Annotated in this window: 17 protein-coding genes; 9 read left to right on the forward strand and 8 right to left on the reverse strand. The window is 44.9% G+C overall.

The features are described 5' to 3' along the window. Nucleotides 1-42 precede the first annotated feature (42 nt). Both R7P72_RS10005 and R7P72_RS10010 read left to right on the forward strand, forming a co-directional pair. The gene (locus tag R7P72_RS10005) at nt 43-948 is read left to right on the forward strand and encodes a manganese-dependent inorganic pyrophosphatase (RefSeq protein WP_005378131.1); all 906 of its coding nucleotides are present in this window, start codon (nt 43-45) and stop codon (nt 946-948) included. Between the two features lie 68 nt (nt 949-1,016). Continuing rightward, on the forward strand, nt 1,017-1,406 hold the full coding sequence (locus R7P72_RS10010) for a DUF2750 domain-containing protein (protein WP_005378129.1): 390 nt from the start codon (nt 1,017-1,019) through the stop codon (nt 1,404-1,406). Between the two features lie 82 nt (nt 1,407-1,488). Here R7P72_RS10010 and R7P72_RS10015 read toward each other — a convergent pair whose 3' ends face one another. The 6 genes from R7P72_RS10015 to pspF form a co-directional block, all read right to left on the reverse strand. After that, nucleotides 1,489-2,280 carry an ATP-binding cassette domain-containing protein gene (locus R7P72_RS10015; RefSeq protein ID WP_005378127.1) on the reverse strand — a complete coding sequence of 264 codons (792 nt, stop codon included), beginning with the start codon at nt 2,278-2,280 and terminating at the stop codon, nt 1,489-1,491. After that, on the reverse strand, nt 2,277-3,272 hold the full coding sequence (locus R7P72_RS10020; RefSeq protein ID WP_005378126.1) for an oligopeptide/dipeptide ABC transporter ATP-binding protein: 996 nt from the start codon (nt 3,270-3,272) through the stop codon (nt 2,277-2,279). Before R7P72_RS10020 ends, R7P72_RS10015 begins: the two co-directional genes overlap by 4 nt. Next, nucleotides 3,272-4,159, reverse strand: coding sequence for an ABC transporter permease subunit (locus tag R7P72_RS10025; RefSeq protein ID WP_005378123.1), 888 nt, complete (start codon nt 4,157-4,159; stop codon nt 3,272-3,274). Before R7P72_RS10025 ends, R7P72_RS10020 begins: the two co-directional genes overlap by 1 nt. Beyond that, a complete protein-coding gene (locus R7P72_RS10030; protein ID WP_005378122.1) occupies nt 4,146-5,108 on the reverse strand; it encodes an ABC transporter permease in 963 nt (320 codons plus the stop codon). The genes R7P72_RS10025 and R7P72_RS10030 overlap by 14 nt, the downstream gene beginning before the upstream one ends. Then, nucleotides 5,108-6,727, reverse strand: coding sequence for an ABC transporter substrate-binding protein SapA (gene sapA / locus R7P72_RS10035; protein ID WP_213907081.1), 1,620 nt, complete (start codon nt 6,725-6,727; stop codon nt 5,108-5,110). The genes R7P72_RS10030 and sapA overlap by 1 nt, the downstream gene beginning before the upstream one ends. A gap of 205 nt (nt 6,728-6,932) precedes the next feature. Then, complete coding sequence (gene pspF / locus R7P72_RS10040; RefSeq protein ID WP_017820869.1) at nt 6,933-7,940, reverse strand: phage shock protein operon transcriptional activator; 1,008 nt, start codon at nt 7,938-7,940, stop codon at nt 6,933-6,935. Nucleotides 7,941-8,172: 232 nt separating this feature from the next. On the opposite strand from pspF, the gene pspA reads away from it, so the two are divergent. The 7 genes from pspA to R7P72_RS10075 all read left to right on the forward strand — a co-directional run bounded on the left by pspA (nt 8,173) and on the right by R7P72_RS10075 (nt 15,512). Beyond that, nucleotides 8,173-8,844: a phage shock protein PspA gene (gene pspA / locus R7P72_RS10045; protein ID WP_005378119.1), complete on the forward strand. Its 672-nt coding sequence runs from the start codon at nt 8,173-8,175 to the stop codon at nt 8,842-8,844. Between the two features lie 14 nt (nt 8,845-8,858). Continuing rightward, nucleotides 8,859-9,092 (forward strand): envelope stress response membrane protein PspB, encoded by a 234-nt coding sequence (gene pspB / locus R7P72_RS10050; RefSeq protein WP_005378117.1) that lies wholly within the window; start codon nt 8,859-8,861, stop codon nt 9,090-9,092. Then, nucleotides 9,085-9,474, forward strand: coding sequence for an envelope stress response membrane protein PspC (gene pspC / locus R7P72_RS10055; RefSeq protein ID WP_025766867.1), 390 nt, complete (start codon nt 9,085-9,087; stop codon nt 9,472-9,474). Before pspB ends, pspC begins: the two co-directional genes overlap by 8 nt. Before the next feature lie 161 nt (nt 9,475-9,635). Continuing rightward, nucleotides 9,636-10,667, forward strand: a complete 1,032-nt coding sequence (locus R7P72_RS10060; RefSeq protein ID WP_005378114.1) for an efflux RND transporter periplasmic adaptor subunit — start codon at nt 9,636-9,638, stop codon at nt 10,665-10,667. A 1-nt stretch (nt 10,668) separates the two neighbouring features. Continuing rightward, a complete protein-coding gene (locus R7P72_RS10065) occupies nt 10,669-11,766 on the forward strand; it encodes an efflux RND transporter periplasmic adaptor subunit (RefSeq protein WP_005378112.1) in 1,098 nt (365 codons plus the stop codon). Further along, a complete protein-coding gene (gene vmeI, locus R7P72_RS10070) occupies nt 11,763-14,873 on the forward strand; it encodes an efflux RND transporter permease subunit VmeI (protein WP_017634672.1) in 3,111 nt (1,036 codons plus the stop codon). Before R7P72_RS10065 ends, vmeI begins: the two co-directional genes overlap by 4 nt. Nucleotides 14,874-14,945: 72 nt before the next feature. Next, nucleotides 14,946-15,512, forward strand: coding sequence for a DNA-3-methyladenine glycosylase I (locus R7P72_RS10075; RefSeq protein WP_017634671.1), 567 nt, complete (start codon nt 14,946-14,948; stop codon nt 15,510-15,512). 24 nt (nt 15,513-15,536) lie between these two features. Here the strand turns inward: R7P72_RS10075 and R7P72_RS10080 are convergent, their stop codons facing one another. Further along, on the reverse strand, nt 15,537-16,397 hold the full coding sequence (locus R7P72_RS10080; RefSeq protein ID WP_047100759.1) for a lipase secretion chaperone: 861 nt from the start codon (nt 16,395-16,397) through the stop codon (nt 15,537-15,539). Nucleotides 16,398-16,409: 12 nt separating this feature from the next. Continuing rightward, nucleotides 16,410-17,315, reverse strand: coding sequence for an esterase/lipase family protein (locus R7P72_RS10085; RefSeq protein ID WP_005378107.1), 906 nt, complete (start codon nt 17,313-17,315; stop codon nt 16,410-16,412). Between the last annotated feature and the right edge of the window lie 216 nt (nt 17,316-17,531).

Below are 17,531 nucleotides of genomic sequence, written 5' to 3' on the forward strand. Positions count from 1 at the left end.
TGTATTAGGCGGCGTATAAAATTGACTTGAATAGGAAGAAACATGATTCTAGTTGTAGGTCATAAGAACCCAGACAGTGACAGTATTTGTAGTGCACTCGTTGCAACTGAACTTCTAAAAGCGCGTGGCGTTGAAGCTATGCCAATTCGCCAAGGCGAAATCAACCGTGAAACTCAGCACATCCTAGAAGTTGCTGGCGCTGAAGTTCCTGAGCTTCGCACATCAGTTGCGGGTGAGACCGTTTGGCTAGTAGATTACTCAGATCTAGCACAAGCACCAGACGATATCGCAGAAGCTGAAATTGCGGGTATTGTTGACCACCACCGCCTAGGTGACGTGATGACAGTAAACCCAATGGAAGCATGGATCTGGCCTGTTGGTTGTACCAACACTGTTCTATTCAACATGTTCAAGATTGAAGGTCACGCGATTACTCCAAAAATCGCTAAGCTAATGATGTCAGCAATTCTATCTGACACAGTAGGCTTCGCTTCTCCAACTTGTACACAAAAAGACAAAGATGCCGTTGCTGAGCTAGCGGTAATCGCAGACGTACAAGATGTTGACGCATTCACTAAAGATCTTCTAATTGCTAAGACAAACATCGAAGGTCTATCAGCGGCTGAGCTTGTTGAGAAAGACCTTAAAGGTTACCCATTCAACGGTCGTGACGTAGTGGTTGGTCAGGTTGAACTTGCAACTCTTGAGCAAGTTGACGGTATGATCGAAGCACTAGAAGCAGACCTAGAATCTCGTTGTGAGAAAGATAACCTAGCGTTCGCTGCTGTAATGCTAACAGACATCACGACTGCTCAAACTCGTCTTCTATACAAAGGTGAGTGGGCTGAGAAGCTTGTTAAGCACGAAAAAGACGGCATGCTAATGATGGAAAACACGCTAAGCCGTAAGAAGCAAGGTTGGCCTTGGCTTCAAACTGAGCTAGCTTAATTTTCTAGCATATACTTTAAATGCCCGCCTAGCTGCGGGCATTTTTCTATGGGAAATAGGAGACGAATATGTCTGAGCAACTGACCCAAGAGCAGATGGATACCATTAATCGCTACAATGAAGAGCAACGTTTAAAGTACTGCGTAAAAGAGATTGTGGCGAATCGTAAGGTTTGGATTCTAAAAGACGAACATGGCTGTGTCATGTTAAATACAGAAGATGATGATTGTGTACCAGTATGGCCAAACGAAGAGTTTGCTTTGCAATGGGCGAATGGTGATTGGGAAGATTGCGAGCCTGAGGCGATCTCTTTAAACAAGTGGCACAGCCGTTGGACCTCTGGTCTAGAGGATGACGAGCTATCGATTGTTGTATTCCCAAATCAAAATGAAGAAGGGGTCGTATTGTTTCCTGACGAGTTTGATTTTGAACTGCGCAAACAAGCGAGCCGCCGTTAGTTCTTTGATTAGTACCCATGCAATAAAGAAGCCTGCGTTAAAGCAGGCTTCTTTACATTTGCACGATTACATCTTTGATAAGCTATTTTGTTTGATGGCTTGGCGCTTTATAAAAGTGGCTTTCGACTAGTCGTTGAGTAATAGGATGCTCGGGATGAGTCAGTACTTGGTTGGTCTCGCCAAACTCGACCACTTCACCTTCATGCATCACCATCACTTTATCAGTAATATGCTTAACAATGCCAATATGCTGAGACACGTACACAAATGACAATCCCATCTCTTCTTGCAACTCGAGGAATAAGTTAATGATCTGCGAGCGCATTGCCATATCCAAACCGTTTAACGCCTCATCAGCGACAATGATGGAAGGTTGAAGAATAAGTGCACGAGCCAAACACACGCGCTGTTTTTGACCTGCCGCTAGCATTTGTGGATAAAAATAGGCGTGCTCAGGCAGCAATCCTACGCGGAGTAGGGTGTTCTTTACACGCTGCATGCGCGCATCTGGCGGCATGTTGGTATTTCGCTTTAGCGGACCTTCTAAAATACGACCAATCTGGATTCGTGGGTTTAACGATGTGTTTGGATCTTGGAAAATCATGCGGATGAGCTTGCAGCGTGTCGCGTAATCTTTGTGCTCCAATCGTTCGCCATTCACACGCATCTCTCCGGAGCTTGGTTCAACAACGCCAGCAAGCATACGAGCTAGTGTGGATTTTCCTGACCCGTTTTGACCAATAAAACCAATAGTTTGTCCTGGCTCTAAAGTAAAGCTTACCGGTTTAACTGCCTCATTAACCTGACGTTTGAACAGACGGGAGCGCGTAACAAATTGCTTCGATAAATTATCGACTTCAAGTAACGCACTCATGACTTTTTCTCCGTGTTCAATGGAAAGTGGCAGTTAAATTTATGATTCTTAATTCGTCTGGTGTGTGGAATTTCTACACATTGTTTCTGCGCATATGGGCAACGTGGTCCGAGGCGACAACCGATAGGCAGATGCTGCAATGGCGGAATCGAGCCCGGTAGGGATTGGAGTTTTTGCTTGTGTGGTACCCAATCATTAAAGTCAGGCATCGCTTTAAGCAAGGCATCGGTGTACGGGTGCTTGGGTGCCGCAATGATTTTACTGGTATCGGCAGACTCCACCGACTGACCACAATACATTACCGTAATACGTCCTGCCCACTGTGTTATGGTCGCTAAGTCGTGGCCGATAAGCAAAATGGTTGTGTTATTAAGTTGGTTCATGCGGCTCAACAGACGCAAAATTTGCGATTGGGTAATCGGGTCTAAGTCGTTGGTTGGTTCATCTGCGATCAGCAATTTAGGTTTGGTCGCTATCGCCATGGCAATCATGACCTTTTGACACTCACCATCAGTCAGTTCATAAGGGTAGCTACCCATTAAACGCTTGTGATCTTTAATACCCACTTTATGCAAAAGCGCGATGGCCTGTTTTTTACGCCATTTAAATCGCTCCCACCATTTCCCTTCAAATGCGCGAGATGGAATGGATTCAATCAATTGACGCCCGACTTCCTCTGAAGGGTCAAGACAAGTTGAAGGCTCTTGGAAAATCATCGCAATATCACGAGCAATGACGCGCCGACGCTCTTTTGGCGTAAGCTGAAGCAAGTCAATATTGCCAAGGCGCATACGGTCAGCGGTGATGCGCCAGTTATCTTTACTCACACCGACAATCGCTTTTGCAACTAAGCTTTTTCCAGAGCCAGACTCACCTACAAGACCACGAATTTCGCCTTCGTTCAAAGTTAGGCTCATTCGGTCAACGGCTTTGACCAACCCTTGAGGTGTTTCGATCTCAATGGTCAAATGTCGAATATCTAACAACGGCATTATTCGATCCCCGCATTAAGCGCTTGACGTACACCTTCACCTACTAAGTTTAGGGTAATAACAGTAAACATGATGGTCAGGCCGGGTAGGGTTACTGTCCAAGGTGCAATATAAATAAGCTCGACAGAGTCACCTAATATTGCTCCCCACTCGGTGCTTGGGGCCTGTGCACCTAGGCCAAGAAAACCCAGTGCCGTAATATCTAAAATCGCAGCAGACAGCGCGAGTGTTATTTCAGCGGCAATGACCGTCAGAATGTTAGGAAGAATTGAACTCCACAGTAAGTAGAAATCATTAGCGCCATCAAGGCGTGCCGCCATTATGTAGTCTTTTTCAACTTCGGTGTGGACTGCGATATAAACAGAGCGAATAAAACGCGGAATCAATGCCAAGCAGATTGCGAGTAAAATATTGAACCCACCAAAGCCGAGAAATGCTACAAAAATGATTGCTAATAAGAGCGACGGGATAGACATGACGGTATCGAGCAAGTGGTTGAGAGTACTCGACAGTAAGCCTTTCGTCATACCTGCCAATACGCCAATTAAACAGCCTACAACGGCAGCAATTGCGGTGATGGCGACAGCAGCGCCAAATGTTAGCTGAGAGCCCATAATCAGGCGCGAAAGAATATCTCTACCTAAGTCATCGGTCCCCAAAAAGTAATCAACCGTTCCTGCAGGGGCCCATGATGGCGGCACAAGCAACTCACCTGACTGTGCTTGGGCGTCAAATGGTGCAAGTAGGGGCGCAAAAATGGTAATAAGGACGATAAACACCAAGCACCACAAGCCAAACATGGCTAGTCCGTTGGCGCGGTAGCTTCGCCAAAAACGCTCAAACTGTGTTGGAATGCGCTCTTCCTGATAAACGTTATTTGTTAGCATACCATTCCTTTCGAACTAAAGGGTTAATCATCGCGCCAATCAAATCCGAGAGTATGTTAGCGGTAAGAACCAAAGTCGCAAGTACCATCACGCCAGCTTGGATAGATGCATAGTCTTGGCTTGCTAGCGCATCTAAAAGCCAACGACCAATACCTGGCCAGTTAAAAATAGACTCCGTGATGATAGCTAAGGTAATCATACTCGAAAGTTGAACACCAACTTTGGGAATGATAGGCGGTATCGCATTCCGCAATACATGTTGAGTTACGATTTCGCGGTTCGAAAGACCTTTGATTCTCGCTGCACGGATGTAGTTTTGGCTCATCACTTCCGCTACCGAGGAGCGCATTAGTCCGACAACCTGGGTGGTTGGAGCCAAAGCGAGCACCAAACATGGCAGTACCATATGCTCAATAACGCTTTGCAGTGCGTGAGCGCGGTATTCGCCTTTCGCCATGAATGCGTCGATAATGGCAAACCCGGTTACATGATCAATTTCGTAAAGTAAATCATACCGTCCCGCAACGGGAAAGAGTTGGTATTCCAATGAAAAGACCATGATAAGTAACAGAGCAACCCAAAAGATTGGGGCGGAATAACCAGACATTGACATGAATGAAATGCTGGTATCGAGCCATTTACCTTGCTTCATCCCAGCCACGGTTCCAAGTGGAATGCCGATCAAAAGGGACACCAAAAAGGCAAAGAAACACAATTCCAAAGTGGCTGGGAATACAACGGCGAGCTCGTCGTAAATCGCATTGCCGTTTTTACTTATGCCAAAATCGAGTTGAGAAAGGTTGATCAAGTAAGTTTGCCAGCCAGACCAAAAATCAACGTTTGCCCAGTGCGAGAGAGGGTCAAGGCGCAGCAGAGAAAAACCCACTAATGTAAGGATCATCAAAGTGATGATAAATAGGTTAAAGCGTCGAACGGTATACCAAAACATCAGTGAATTCTCTCAACTCTATCAAACGGTTGGGCATTGAAAGGGCTTGATTTGAAGCCTGTCAGCGATTTGTCGTGCACACGGAACTGCACGCCATGCGCCAGAGGAATAACCGGGAACTCTTGATTCAAAATGTTCTGTGCTTGGCGATATAGGTTCAAACGGTAACGCGGTTCTTGAGTTTCTAAAGCCAAATCGAGCAAGAAATCGAAGTCATCGTTACACCACATGGACACGTTAAGGCCAACGCGGTCAGACTCGCAAGATAATAAAGGGCGGAAAAAGTTGTCAGGATCCCCGGTATCACCAATCCAACCAGTTAAAAGTAAATCGATATCGTTGATGTTCTCCAAATCCACACGTTCAAACCTATCATCGGTAAGTAGCGTTAATTTAACCCCAATATCGGCAAAATTCGCTTGGATTAGCTCTGCGGTCTTGCGAGGGCTTGGGTTAAAAGCACGTGGTTCAAGTGGTACCCACATGGTCAATTCTAGGCCGTCTTCGTAGCCTGCATCTCGAAGTAGTGCCAATGCATAATTCCGGTCATAACGAATTTTTACGCTGTCTTTTTGATAAGCCCATGAATTAGGTGGTAGCAAGGTATAAGCTTGGGAGCCAGTTCCGTAGTAAACCGAATCTAAAATATTTTGACGGTTGATCGCTAAGTTAAGAGCTTGGCGAACTCGAGCATCACTCAGCGCGGTGGTTTCTGTGTTTATCGCAATAAAGGAAACGTTGTTAGCTGGTGTAGCCGTCAGCTCAAGGTTGTCATTTTCTTGAATGACAGGTATTTGGCTCGAAATAGGTGAAGAGAGTACGTCACACTCGTTTCTTAAAAGTTTAGCTAATGTACCCGTCCCTCTGTGAGAGATATCGAACACCACTTGTTCCATTTTTGCTGGTGACTTCCAGTAATTTGAATGACGCTCTAATCGAATCAAGTCGTTCACTTGGTACTCTTTTAATTGATAAGGGCCGGTACCGATAGGAAGTTGGTCGATTTCTTCTTTATGATCTTTTGCTGCCAATTGCTGTCCATACTCCGCAGACAAGATAACCGCATGGCTGGTGGCAATATTGGCCAAGAAAGAAAAGTTTGGCTGAGATAACGTAAACCTTACCGTATACTCATCTATTGCAACCACGTCTTGGAGTAGGTTTTGAAAATCTAACCCTGCAAACCATGGATAAAAACCACCACCTACTTGGTGAAAAGGATGGTCTACATCGATGATTCGCTTGAAGCTAAATACCACATCTTTTGCATTCAATGGGCGAGTGGGTGCGAACCAAGGCGTGGTTTGGAATTGAACACCACGTTTAAGCTTAAACGTGTATTCCGTCCCTGATTCATTTACTGACCAACTCTCGGCGATGCTTGCCACGGGCTGATGTGATTTAGGATCGAGCGTGAGCAGCGTATCGTACAGCTGCGGGCTCAGAGCCTCTGCGGTAATACCGCTATCAATAAGCTGAGGGTTAAACGTGGTCGGCTTACCTTGTCCGCAAAACACAAAGCCAGCTTTGCGAATATCATTGTGGTCAATTTCATCGCCACAAGCGGTCAGTAGGCTAATCCCAATAAGGCTCAGCGATAATCTTATAAAAGCATTCATAATATGAAATGTTCATTGGATCTTGCTCGTTTCGTTTGATCTTACTCTTTCAAAGCTAACAAGCGAAAATGATCTCGCTAATTTATCACCTTTGTGAACTCGCTCCAAACATAAAATCCATACACTGTAAGGTGTTATGCCATAAATGCATGCGAATTAGAGCGCAGTCACGAGCTCGTGTATTGATTGAGTACTCTCGGTCAAGTTAGCTTTGTCCGACCAAACCATATTTTCTAACCATCCCTCGTAATTGGTGATAGCTCAAGCCAAGTAGCTCGGCTGCTTGTCGTTGATTAAACTTGGCTTCTTCCAATGCACGATTGAGTAAATGGATATCTTGTTCCTCTTGCCATTGTTTATAGTCTAGAGGGAATTGGATGGTGTTGCTTGATGCTTCCTCTTCTTGTTGTTCTGCTTGTTTTGCACTATGGCCAAGCGCGCTGTGCCAAACCGTTTCAAAAGGATTGAAAACCAGTTCATCAATTGGGTGAGCATTCAGACCATGTTGGTAAATCGCACGTTCAATCACGTTTTTTAGTTCGCGGACGTTACCGGGCCATTCATATTCAATAAGCGACTGCTGCGCTTTTGGGGTAAAACCGACAAAGTATTCCAGTTGCAGTTCACGACACATTTTCATCGCGTAGTGCTCTGCTAAAGAGAGAATGTCTTCTTTGCGCTCGCGAAGAGGCGGTAACATAATGACATCGAAGGCTAGCCTGTCGAGCAGATCTGCACGAAAATCACCTTGCTCTGCCAATTTTGGTAGGTCGGCATTGGTTGCACAAACAAGTCGAACATCCGCATTGAGAGCGGTATGACCGCCAACTCGCTCATATTCACCATATTCAATGACACGTAATAGCTTTTCTTGAACTAAAAGTGGTGCGGTTGCCAGTTCGTCAAGGAACAAAGTACCGCCCTCGGCACGCTCGAAACGCCCTTTATGCTTACCTTTAGAGCCCGTGAAGGAGCCGGATTCATGTCCAAACAATTCGGAATCTATTAGCCCTTCGCTTAATGTCGCACAGTTGAGTGATAGTAGTGGTTTATCCCAACGTCTTGATAAATAATGCAAACGCTGAGCGATGAGTTCTTTACCCGTACCTCGTTCACCAATGATGAGGACAGGGCGCTCAATGGGTGCAAGTTGTGATACTTTATCTAGTACAGCGAGAAAAGCAGGTGATTCACCAATCAGGTTTTGCTTCATAAAGTCCTTCTTATTTAACAGCCGAGCCATGATTTAGGGATAGAGTTGGTAAATTTCACCAACAGTTGGTGAAAAACATCATAGCACAATAGTGTATAACGACAACAAAATGCATAACACTCTGATTTTAAAGAAAATTATAAGTTGGCACGTTACTTGTTATATATTCAGGGAAACACAAGGTTAATCACCACCTTGTCGAGTTTTAATAGGAAAAAAGAGGAGTTCCGTTATGGGTATTTTTTCTCGATTTGCAGATATCGTTAACTCAAACATCAGTGCATTACTGGACAAGGCGGAAGATCCTGAAAAAATGATCCGTCTTATCATTCAAGAAATGGAAGACACACTTGTTGAAGTGCGTACTAACTCGGCTAAAGCGATTGCAGACAAGAAAGAGTTGGCTCGTAAGGTTGAAACGTTAGAAGAGCAAATTGGCGAATGGGGCCAAAAAGCGAGCTTAGCATTAGTTAAAGAGCGTGAAGATCTAGCTCGTGCAGCGTTAATTGAAAAGCAAAAGCTAGAGCAAGTGATTAAAGGCCTCCACACTGAGCAAACCTTAGTGGAAGAAACGATCGATAAGCTTACTGGCGAGATTGGTAAGTTGGAAAGCAAAATTGCCGAAACGCGCGCAAAACAGCAAGCACTAGCAATTCGTAACCAAACTGCATCTAACCGTCGTGATGTGCAAAAACACCTGCACACTAGCCGCACTAATGAAGCGATGGCGAAATTTGAGCAGTACTCACGTAAAGTGGATGAAATGGAAGCGGAAGCAGACCTGTATGCTCAAACTGGTAATGCTAAATCGCTAGAACAAGAGTTTGCAGAGTTGCAGGCACAAGACGAAATTGAAAAAGAGTTGGCAAAACTGAAAGAACAGATGTCATCGAAAGATAAATAAGAAAGGAGCCATTTATGTCGGCATTTTTTATAGCAGGACCAGTGATTGTCTTTTTAATCTTTGTCGCTCCACTATGGCTCTTCTTACACTATCGCAGCAAACGCAAAACAGATAGTGCACTGTCGAGCCAGGACTTAGAGCGCCTTCAGGTACTATCTGAAAAAGCAGAAGCGATGCAGTCCCGAGTTGATACATTGGAGCGCATCTTGGATGCTGAGTCACCAACATGGAGACGAAAGTATGAATAATCGAGAACTGTATCGTGATCCAGTAAATGGCAAAATCTCCGGTGTTTGCGCCGGAATTGCCAACTACTTTGGTGCAGAAGTTTGGTTGATTCGTATTGTAGTGATTTCTGCAGCGCTGTTAGGTGGTACGTTTTTGGTATTGTTAGCGTACATCGCGATGGCGTTTATGTTAGAAAAGCAACCAGTAACGTATTCTGAAAATATCAGAGCGCAGCAAGAGCATACGCTCAAAAGTAAGCCTTGGCAGAAAGGGCAAAGCCCTGATCAACTGCTCAGTGTGTTGGAAAGGGATTTTGACCGTCTTGATGGCAAAATTCGTAACATGGAAGCTTATGTTACGTCTGATACATATAGGGTGAACAGAGAATTCAGTAAGCTCTAGGCATTTTGTATCCAAAGAAGATTTAACTGAAGCAGGCATAAAGCCTGCTTTTTTATCACAAATTACTAATTTTAAAGCAATATTAATCTTTTCTGCTCTGGAAGTTCGTTCAAAATTCATCTACTTTAAAAATAATCCCCCAATTTTTATGGATGAATGTAATGAGAAAATTGCTCATTCCTATTGCCATCTCGGCTGTCTTGTCGGGGTGCGGTAAAGAACTTCCTCCTGTTCCTGAACCTGAATCGCGCCCTGCGAAGCTATTTACAGTATCTGTTGGCAATGCCCAGTTTGAGCGACATTTTCCTGCCACGACGGAAGCTGGCGATAGAGCAGTACTGACATTTCGAGTTCCTGGGCTTCTTCAAACGATAGAAGTGAATGAAGGTCAAGTCGTCAGTAAAGGTGATGTTTTGGCGTCATTAAACCCTGATGAATATTCTCTGCTCGAACAGCAAGCTCGGGCAAATTTTTTGCTCGCAGATGTGCAATACAAGCGATACCAAAAGCTACGTAAAGACCAAGTAGTATCTGAGCAAGATTTTGATGAGGCAAAAGCGAATCACAACTCGGCAAAAGCTCAGTGGAATCAAGCAAAGGCAAACTTAAGGTATACCAAACTTGTCGCGCCATATGATGGAACCATTTCGTACATTCCAGCAGAAAACCATGAATATGTTGCCGCGAAAGAAGGGGTGATGAATATTCAGTCCAACCAACTCCTCAAAGTGATATTCCAAATCCCAGACTATCTTCTAAATCGTTACACGCAGGGGAGCGATGTCTCTGCCAGAATGATATTTGATGCGTTCCCCGAGCGAGCCTTTGACTTAACCTTTCAGGAAATCGATACAGAAGCCGACCCTAAAACGGGCAGTTACAAAGTCACGATGGTCATGGAGCGGCCAGCAGAAATAGGCCTTTTGCCGGGAATGTCTGGCAATGCTTACCTCCTGTCCAAAAGTGCAGGAGCGACAAAGATTCCTAACTCCGCGTTGCTAGAAGAGAACGGCAAAACATACGTTTGGCGTGTCGATGAGCAAGGCATTGTGTCCAAAGCCGCAATTGAGATGAATGACAAAAATCAAGTGTTAGCTGGGCTTAACGATGGCGACCAAATCATTATCTCGGGTGTCAGTGTAATTGAACCCGGAATTAAGGTAAGAGCGTGGATTAAGGAAAGAGGGTTGTAATATGAAAGGAATCATCTCTCTAGCGACTTTACTTTCAACGCTTTTTCTCGTCGGCTGTGGGGATAAGGCGCCAGAAAAAGAGCTCGAAACGCCACGAGTTAGGGTTACGTCATTAGCGGGAAACAAGGTGGACGACAACTTGTACTTCCCTGCGGTTGCGAATGCAGCGGATCGCTCTCATTTGAGCTTCAGAGTCGCAGGAGAAGTCAGCCGCATCATGGTAAAAGAGGGCGACAAAGTCACGAAGGGTGATGTTATTGCAACGCTAGATCCCACTGACTATGAGTTGGATGTAGATAATGCGAGTGCGCGTTTTTCTGTTGTCGACAGTCAGTATCGCCGCTCACGCCCTTTGGTTGATAAAGGCCTATTAGCTAAGTCTCAGTTTGATGAAATTGCAGCACAACGACAAATCGCCTTAGCTGAGCTTCAGTTAGCCAAACTTCGTCTATCATTTACTGCCTTAAAAGCGCCCGTGGATGGGATTATTTCGCGAGTTAATATCGACCAATTCGAAAATGTTCAAGTCGGACAGCATATCGTTAATATTCACAGCTTGGAGCGAGTCGAAGTGTTGATTCAGCTTCCAGACCGCCTCTATGTGAACCAACCGCCAACGGAAGAAAGGCTCACCGCGATCAAAGCATTGGTGCGCGTGCCCAGTGGTAACGAATATAACGCGACGGTAAAAGAATTTACGACTGAGCCCGATCCAACAACAGGTACGTTTACTGTCACACTGTCGCTTCCTATGCCGGAAGAAGAGTACATCCTAGATGGTATGGCTGTTGAGGTAACTTCTAAAGACGAGAATGTTGGGCTTGATCTCAACCTAGGAATTAATGTCCCTATCGAAGCCATTTTCAATGCGGACGGTGACGAGCTGGGGCGCGAAAACAAATTTGTTTGGGTACTGAATGACGACAATACGGTATCGCGCAAACAGGTGCGAGCAGGTAAGGCATCTAAAACGTCCATTCAAATCCTTGATGGTCTCATGCTCAAAGACAAAGTCGTGATTGCCGGTGTTTCTCGATTAAGGGATGGCATGAAAGTGGAAGTGATACAGGAAATGGCTACGCAGGAGGCCGGTCTATGAGCGATCTTAATAAATCAGTGCCTCAAAGTGATGATGATGTGACCGGTATTGCTGCGTACTTCATCCGAAATCGCGTCATCAGTTGGATGGTCGCACTGATATTTTTGATTGGTGGTATCGCCGCATTCTTTGGTTTAGGGCGTCTTGAGGACCCTGCTTTTACTATTAAAGATGCGATGGTAGTGACCTCTTACCCTGGTGCGACACCGCAACAAGTCGAAGAAGAAGTGACGTACCCAATCGAAAAAGCGATTCAGCAGCTTACTTATGTTGATGAAGTAAATTCGATTTCTAGCCGGGGATTATCTCAAATCACGGTCACGATGAAGAACAATTATGGCCCTGATGATCTACCACAAATTTGGGATGAGTTGCGCCGTAAAGTGAACGACCTTAAAGGGACGTTGCCTCCAGGTGTGAATGAACCTCAAGTGATCGATGATTTTGGTGATGTTTACGGGATTTTGTTAGCGGTGACTGGCGACGGTTATAGCTATAAAGAGCTACTGGATTACGTCGATTACTTACGCCGAGAGCTCGAACTGGTTGATGGCGTGAGTAAAGTTTCGGTATCCGGGCAACAGCAAGAGCAAGTTTTCATCGAAGTATCGATGAAAAAGCTGAGCAGTATAGGTCTTGCTCCGGATACCGTGTTTAATCTTCTTTCGACGCAAAACGTGGTTTCTGACGCAGGGGCGATCAGAATTGGTGACGAGTACATCAGAATTCAGCCGACTGGCGAGTTCCAGAGTGTGGAGGAGCTGGGTGATTTGTTGATTACTGAGTCGGGCGCTCAGGGGCTCATTTTCTTGAAAGATGTGGCGGAAATAAAACGCGGGTATGTAGAAGTACCGAGTAATGTTATTAATTTTAACGGCAGCCTTGCACTGAACGTGGGTGTTTCTTTTGCTGAAGGCGTCAATGTGGTTGAAGTCGGAAAAGCGTTTGATCATCGCCTTGCCGAGCTAAAGTACCAACAACCTGTCGGTATCGAAATCTCGGAAATTTACAGTCAGCCTAAAGAGGTGGATAAATCGGTTAGCGGTTTTGTTGTCAGCTTGGCTCAAGCTGTCGGTATCGTCATTATCGTACTTCTGTTCTTTATGGGGCTACGTTCTGGGCTACTAATCGGTTTAATCTTGCTGCTGACGGTGCTGGGTACGTTCATTTTCATGAAGTATCTCGCGATAGATTTGCAGCGGATTTCATTAGGTGCCTTGGTTATCGCGTTAGGTATGCTGGTGGACAATGCAATCGTCGTGGTTGAGGGGATTTTGATTGGTACGCAAAAAGGGCGAACTCGACTCCAAGCAGCGACCGACATTGTTACCCAAACAAAGTGGCCATTACTTGGGGCAACTGTGATTGCGGTAACTGCATTTGCGCCAATTGGACTGTCTGAAGACTCGACGGGCGAATACTGTGGCACTTTATTTACGGTTCTGCTGATCTCTTTAATGTTGAGCTGGTTTACCGCTATCTCGTTGACACCATTCTTTGCTGACATCTTCTTTAAAGGCCAGAAGATTAAACAAGGTGAAGGGGAAGAAAATGATCCATATAACGGGGTTATTTTCGTTATTTATAAAAAGTTTCTTCAGTTTTGTATGCGTCGTGCTTGGTTTACCGTTGTGGTGCTGATTGCGGGATTAGCGGCAAGTGTTTACGGGTTCACCTTTGTGAAGCAAGCGTTTTTCCCATCTTCGACAACGCCGATTTTTCAGTTAGATGTATGGATGCCAGAAGGAACTGATATTCGAGCAACCAACACAACGCTTAAAGAGTTAGAAAGTTGGTTAGCTAAGCAAGAGCATGTTGACCATATCACGACGACCGCGGGTAAAGGCTTACAGCGCTTCATGTTAACGTACGCGCCAGAGAAAAGTTATGCGGCTTATGGTGAGATAACCACTCGTATGGAAAATTACGAAGCGTTGAAACCATTAATGGCGAAGTTTCGAGAGTATTTAAAAGCCAACTACCCAGAAATCAATTACAAGCTCAAACAGATTGAGTTAGGCCCTGGTGGTGGTGCAAAAATTGAAGCTCGCATTATTGGCTCAGATCCAACCGTCCTTCGTACGATAGCCGCTCAGGTCAAGGACATCATGTACGCCGACCCTCAGGCAACAAATATCAGGCATGATTGGCGTGAACGAACCCAAGTTCTTGAGCCTCAGTTTAACGAGAGTCAGGCACGTCGCTATGGCATTACCAAATCAGATGTCGATGACTTCTTGTCCATGTCATTCTCTGGAATGACGATAGGCCTTTACCGAGACGGCACGACGCTCATGCCTATCGTGGCTCGTTTACCTGAAGATGAACGTATTGATATTCGTAACATTGAAGGCATGAAAATATGGAGTCCAGCACAGAGTGAGTTTATCCCACTTCAACAAGTCACAATGGGTTACGACATGCGTTGGGAGGATCCTATCATCGTACGTAAGAACCGTAAGCGTATGCTCACTGTGATGGCAGACCCTGATATTCTAGGTGAAGAAACCGCATCGACATTGCAAAAACGCTTACAGCCCCAAATCGAAGCGATTCAATTACCACCAGGTTATTCCTTAGAGTGGGGTGGTGAATACGAATCTTCAGGTGATGCTCAAGAGTCACTGTTTACTACTATGCCAATGGGGTACTTGTTCATGTTCTTGATCACTGTATTCCTATTTAACTCTATCAAAGAGCCACTCATTGTTTGGCTTACCGTACCGCTGGCGTTAATTGGCGTCACCACTGGTTTGTTGGCACTCAACACGCCGTTTGGTTTTATGGCATTGCTCGGCTTCTTAAGCTTATCGGGAATGGTGCTCAAAAATGGCATCGTATTACTGGACCAAATTGAAATTGAAATGAAGTCCGGTAAAGAGGCTTATGACGCGGTCGTTGATGCTGCGGTAAGTCGCGTCCGTCCCGTTTGTATGGCTGCTATCACGACGATCCTTGGTATGATCCCACTGTTGCCAGATATTTTCTTCAAACCAATGGCGGTTACGATTATGTTTGGTTTGGGTTTTGCGACAGTCCTGACACTGATTGTCGTGCCAGTGTTGTATCGTTTGTTCCATAAAGTGGCAGTACCGAAACAGGCTTAGTGCTACTGATATAACGATGAAAAATATCGCGCCTCTAGCTCATCAGTTAGAGGCGCTTTTTAAGGAAGAATAATGACAGAACAAAAAACGTGTGCGTGGGCGATGAATCACCCATTAGAGCGCGAATATCATGATTCCGAATGGGGCGTGCCAGTATATGACGACCAAGTCCTGTTTGAATTTATTACTTTGGAAGGTGCGCAAGCTGGTCTTAGTTGGATCACCATCCTTAAAAAGCGCGAAGGTTACAGAGAAGCGTTCGAGAATTACGATCTAGATGCGTTGGAACAAAGAAATGAAGAACGCGCTGAATACATCGTGGAAAACTTCGATGTTGTAAGGCATCGCGGAAAGATTAACTCGGTTTTCAGTAATGCCAAAGCGGCCAAAGCGTTAATTGCTGAATACGGAAGTTTATCAGACGCGTTGTGGCAGTTCGTGGACGGCGAACCAATCATTAATCAATGGCAACATATGAGTGACGTGCCAGTTTCGACAGAGCAATCCAAAGCCATGAGTAAATTCCTAAAAAAGAAAGGCTTCAAGTTTGTCGGTGAAACCATCTGTTATGCTTTCATGCAAGCCGTCGGCATGGTGGATGACCATATCGTTGGATGTCCTAAAAAGCAGAATAAGTAACGTTTGGCTATTAAGCTAATGTTGTTAGTTCTGGCTATCATGAATACGTTCCAAAGCTTCGATTCGACGCCATTGAGTGGCATCGAAGCTTTGTTTTCTTAAAGCAATGATTTCTGCCTGTTTTTCGTCTTGCCCTAGAAAATCTCTATTCAGAATATTTTGACGCTGCTTTAAGTAAGTGGCGAGTTGAGTCTCAAATGATTCTCTTTGCTCATCAAGTTTTTGCAGCCTCTGCGCTCCGGCATCTCCTACCAGAGCAACACGGGCGATGTACTTGTCTTGTGAATCAAGCTGAGAAGCTTGCTCGAGCTGCTTTGCTAATGCGTTATTGCGTTCACTTTCTCGTATGTAATCCGGTTGTTCTGATAACGCTTGATTGAGAAGGTGTTCTTGACTCTCGATATCCGATGCCTGTGTTTTAATCGTCAGCTTTTCTAAAGCAAGTTGGCGAAGTCGGTTTTCTTCGTCAAACAATTGGGTTATCTGCGCCTCGCTAAAGTATTGAAGCTGTAAGTTCAGTATTGCTTCATTCAGCATGGTTAACTGTTCAAGCGTTAGGTGATTGTGCTCAAAAGGCTCTAATGCAGAGAGTGCTTGCTTGTAGGAAAGGTAGGTTTGAAAAAGTTTGGCATCAATATTCAGAGTTTGCTTTGCTAAAGTGTCATCATTGACTTCCGCTTTGATCGTATCGAGATCTTCTTCGCCCAGCCGGCTAAGAGAATATTCGAAGAAATCTTTTGGGGAAGAGACATCGGCGGCTATATCTTGCTGAGATGGCGAATGGTTAGAGGTTATCTCTTGTTGTTTGTCGCTTTGCAACAGAGAAAGCGCTCCCACGCCAAATATCGAGAGCAGGATAAAAGTGGTGAGAGCGACTTTCTTCATTGTGATGACCTCTTATAAACCTTGAAGTTTGAGACGATTTGCATGTTGGCGATAAAGCGTGACTGGATCGGTTTCAAAAAGATGATGAATACCGAGTAGACCGTTAATTTCATCCAAATGGTTCATTTGATAATCATCACGTATGACTTTGCCTAAATGTGTGCTGCACGCACCAACTAAGCCATCATTCGGCCCATCAAAGGCTAAGCCAAGTACCATCATGGCAGCGTCAGTCGGATCGAAAACGTTTGTAAAAGTGGATGATCCGGTCCATGAGTAGTAATAAACGCCATTTGAAGCTAGCAAGTCGCCATTACCACATTCACTGGTAGGGACTCCCTCTGGGTAGTGCTGGTTAAACGCCAATGATCCTTCCGTGGTCAAGGCTGCTAATGAGGCTAAAGGGTCTTGGTCGAGATCAGAACCACCTGATAGAAGATTAATAAGAGTGGTTAAACCTTGCGCCAGTTTTACCGCGAGCTGCTCACTCCCCGAACCCTCAGATACGGTGCCACGAACTAAATCGGCTACTTTAGACCCTTTATTAACGCCTCCTATACTCGTAACTGATGCGACTAGGTCAGGACGGACAGAGGCAACATAGCGCGTTGTTGGACCACCATGACTGTGACCAATGAGATTGACTTTCTCTGCGCCTGTAGCTGCAAGTAAGGTTTCTACTTGAGCAAGCAGTTGCTCCCCTCGAACTTCGCTGCTATTGGTCGCGGATACCTGTGCAACATAAACTTTAGCACCATCTTTTGTTAAGGAATGTGGTATTCCGAAAAAGTAATCAACGCCTGCCAGGGTATCAAAACCAAACAAACCGTGAACCAAGACAATCGGATACTTGGTTTGGGTATAACCTGTCGCAGCGTATACGGAGGTTATTGGGACGGTAACTAAGGTAAAAAGCATTAGCGCTATAAATTTGAGTTTCAAAACTATCTCCTTGTGGTATGACCTCTTATGAATGATAAAAAGTAGGAGAGAAACTCTAAATTTGAAAAGCCTATTTATGGCACATTATTTCATTCTGTGACTGCTCAATTGAAAAACAACACAAATGATTAACATTAATTAATGGTTCGGGCGAATGTTAGTTAATTCTAATTAAGTCAGAGGGTTATAAAA

This window comes from Vibrio sp. Vb0888, assembly GCF_033338835.1.
GTDB lineage: Bacteria > Pseudomonadota > Gammaproteobacteria > Enterobacterales > Vibrionaceae > Vibrio > Vibrio alginolyticus.

Excerpts from the sequence above, each read along its gene's own strand:
- R7P72_RS10005 (WP_005378131.1), top strand. The coding sequence starts at position 43 with ATGATTCTAGTTGTAGGTCATAAGAACCCAGACAGTGACAGTATTTGT.
- R7P72_RS10010 (WP_005378129.1), top strand. The coding sequence starts at position 1,017 with ATGTCTGAGCAACTGACCCAAGAGCAGATGGATACCATTAATCGCTAC.
- R7P72_RS10015 (WP_005378127.1), bottom strand. The coding sequence starts at position 2,280 with ATGAGTGCGTTACTTGAAGTCGATAATTTATCGAAGCAATTTGTTACG.
- R7P72_RS10020 (WP_005378126.1), bottom strand. The coding sequence starts at position 3,272 with ATGCCGTTGTTAGATATTCGACATTTGACCATTGAGATCGAAACACCT.
- R7P72_RS10025 (WP_005378123.1), bottom strand. The coding sequence starts at position 4,159 with ATGCTAACAAATAACGTTTATCAGGAAGAGCGCATTCCAACACAGTTT.
- R7P72_RS10030 (WP_005378122.1), bottom strand. The coding sequence starts at position 5,108 with ATGTTTTGGTATACCGTTCGACGCTTTAACCTATTTATCATCACTTTG.
- sapA (WP_213907081.1), bottom strand. The coding sequence starts at position 6,727 with ATGAATGCTTTTATAAGATTATCGCTGAGCCTTATTGGGATTAGCCTA.
- pspF (WP_017820869.1), bottom strand. The coding sequence starts at position 7,940 with ATGAAGCAAAACCTGATTGGTGAATCACCTGCTTTTCTCGCTGTACTA.
- pspA (WP_005378119.1), top strand. The coding sequence starts at position 8,173 with ATGGGTATTTTTTCTCGATTTGCAGATATCGTTAACTCAAACATCAGT.
- pspB (WP_005378117.1), top strand. The coding sequence starts at position 8,859 with ATGTCGGCATTTTTTATAGCAGGACCAGTGATTGTCTTTTTAATCTTT.
- pspC (WP_025766867.1), top strand. The coding sequence starts at position 9,085 with ATGAATAATCGAGAACTGTATCGTGATCCAGTAAATGGCAAAATCTCC.
- R7P72_RS10060 (WP_005378114.1), top strand. The coding sequence starts at position 9,636 with ATGAGAAAATTGCTCATTCCTATTGCCATCTCGGCTGTCTTGTCGGGG.
- R7P72_RS10065 (WP_005378112.1), top strand. The coding sequence starts at position 10,669 with ATGAAAGGAATCATCTCTCTAGCGACTTTACTTTCAACGCTTTTTCTC.
- vmeI (WP_017634672.1), top strand. The coding sequence starts at position 11,763 with ATGAGCGATCTTAATAAATCAGTGCCTCAAAGTGATGATGATGTGACC.
- R7P72_RS10075 (WP_017634671.1), top strand. The coding sequence starts at position 14,946 with ATGACAGAACAAAAAACGTGTGCGTGGGCGATGAATCACCCATTAGAG.
- R7P72_RS10080 (WP_047100759.1), bottom strand. The coding sequence starts at position 16,397 with ATGAAGAAAGTCGCTCTCACCACTTTTATCCTGCTCTCGATATTTGGC.
- R7P72_RS10085 (WP_005378107.1), bottom strand. The coding sequence starts at position 17,315 with ATGCTTTTTACCTTAGTTACCGTCCCAATAACCTCCGTATACGCTGCG.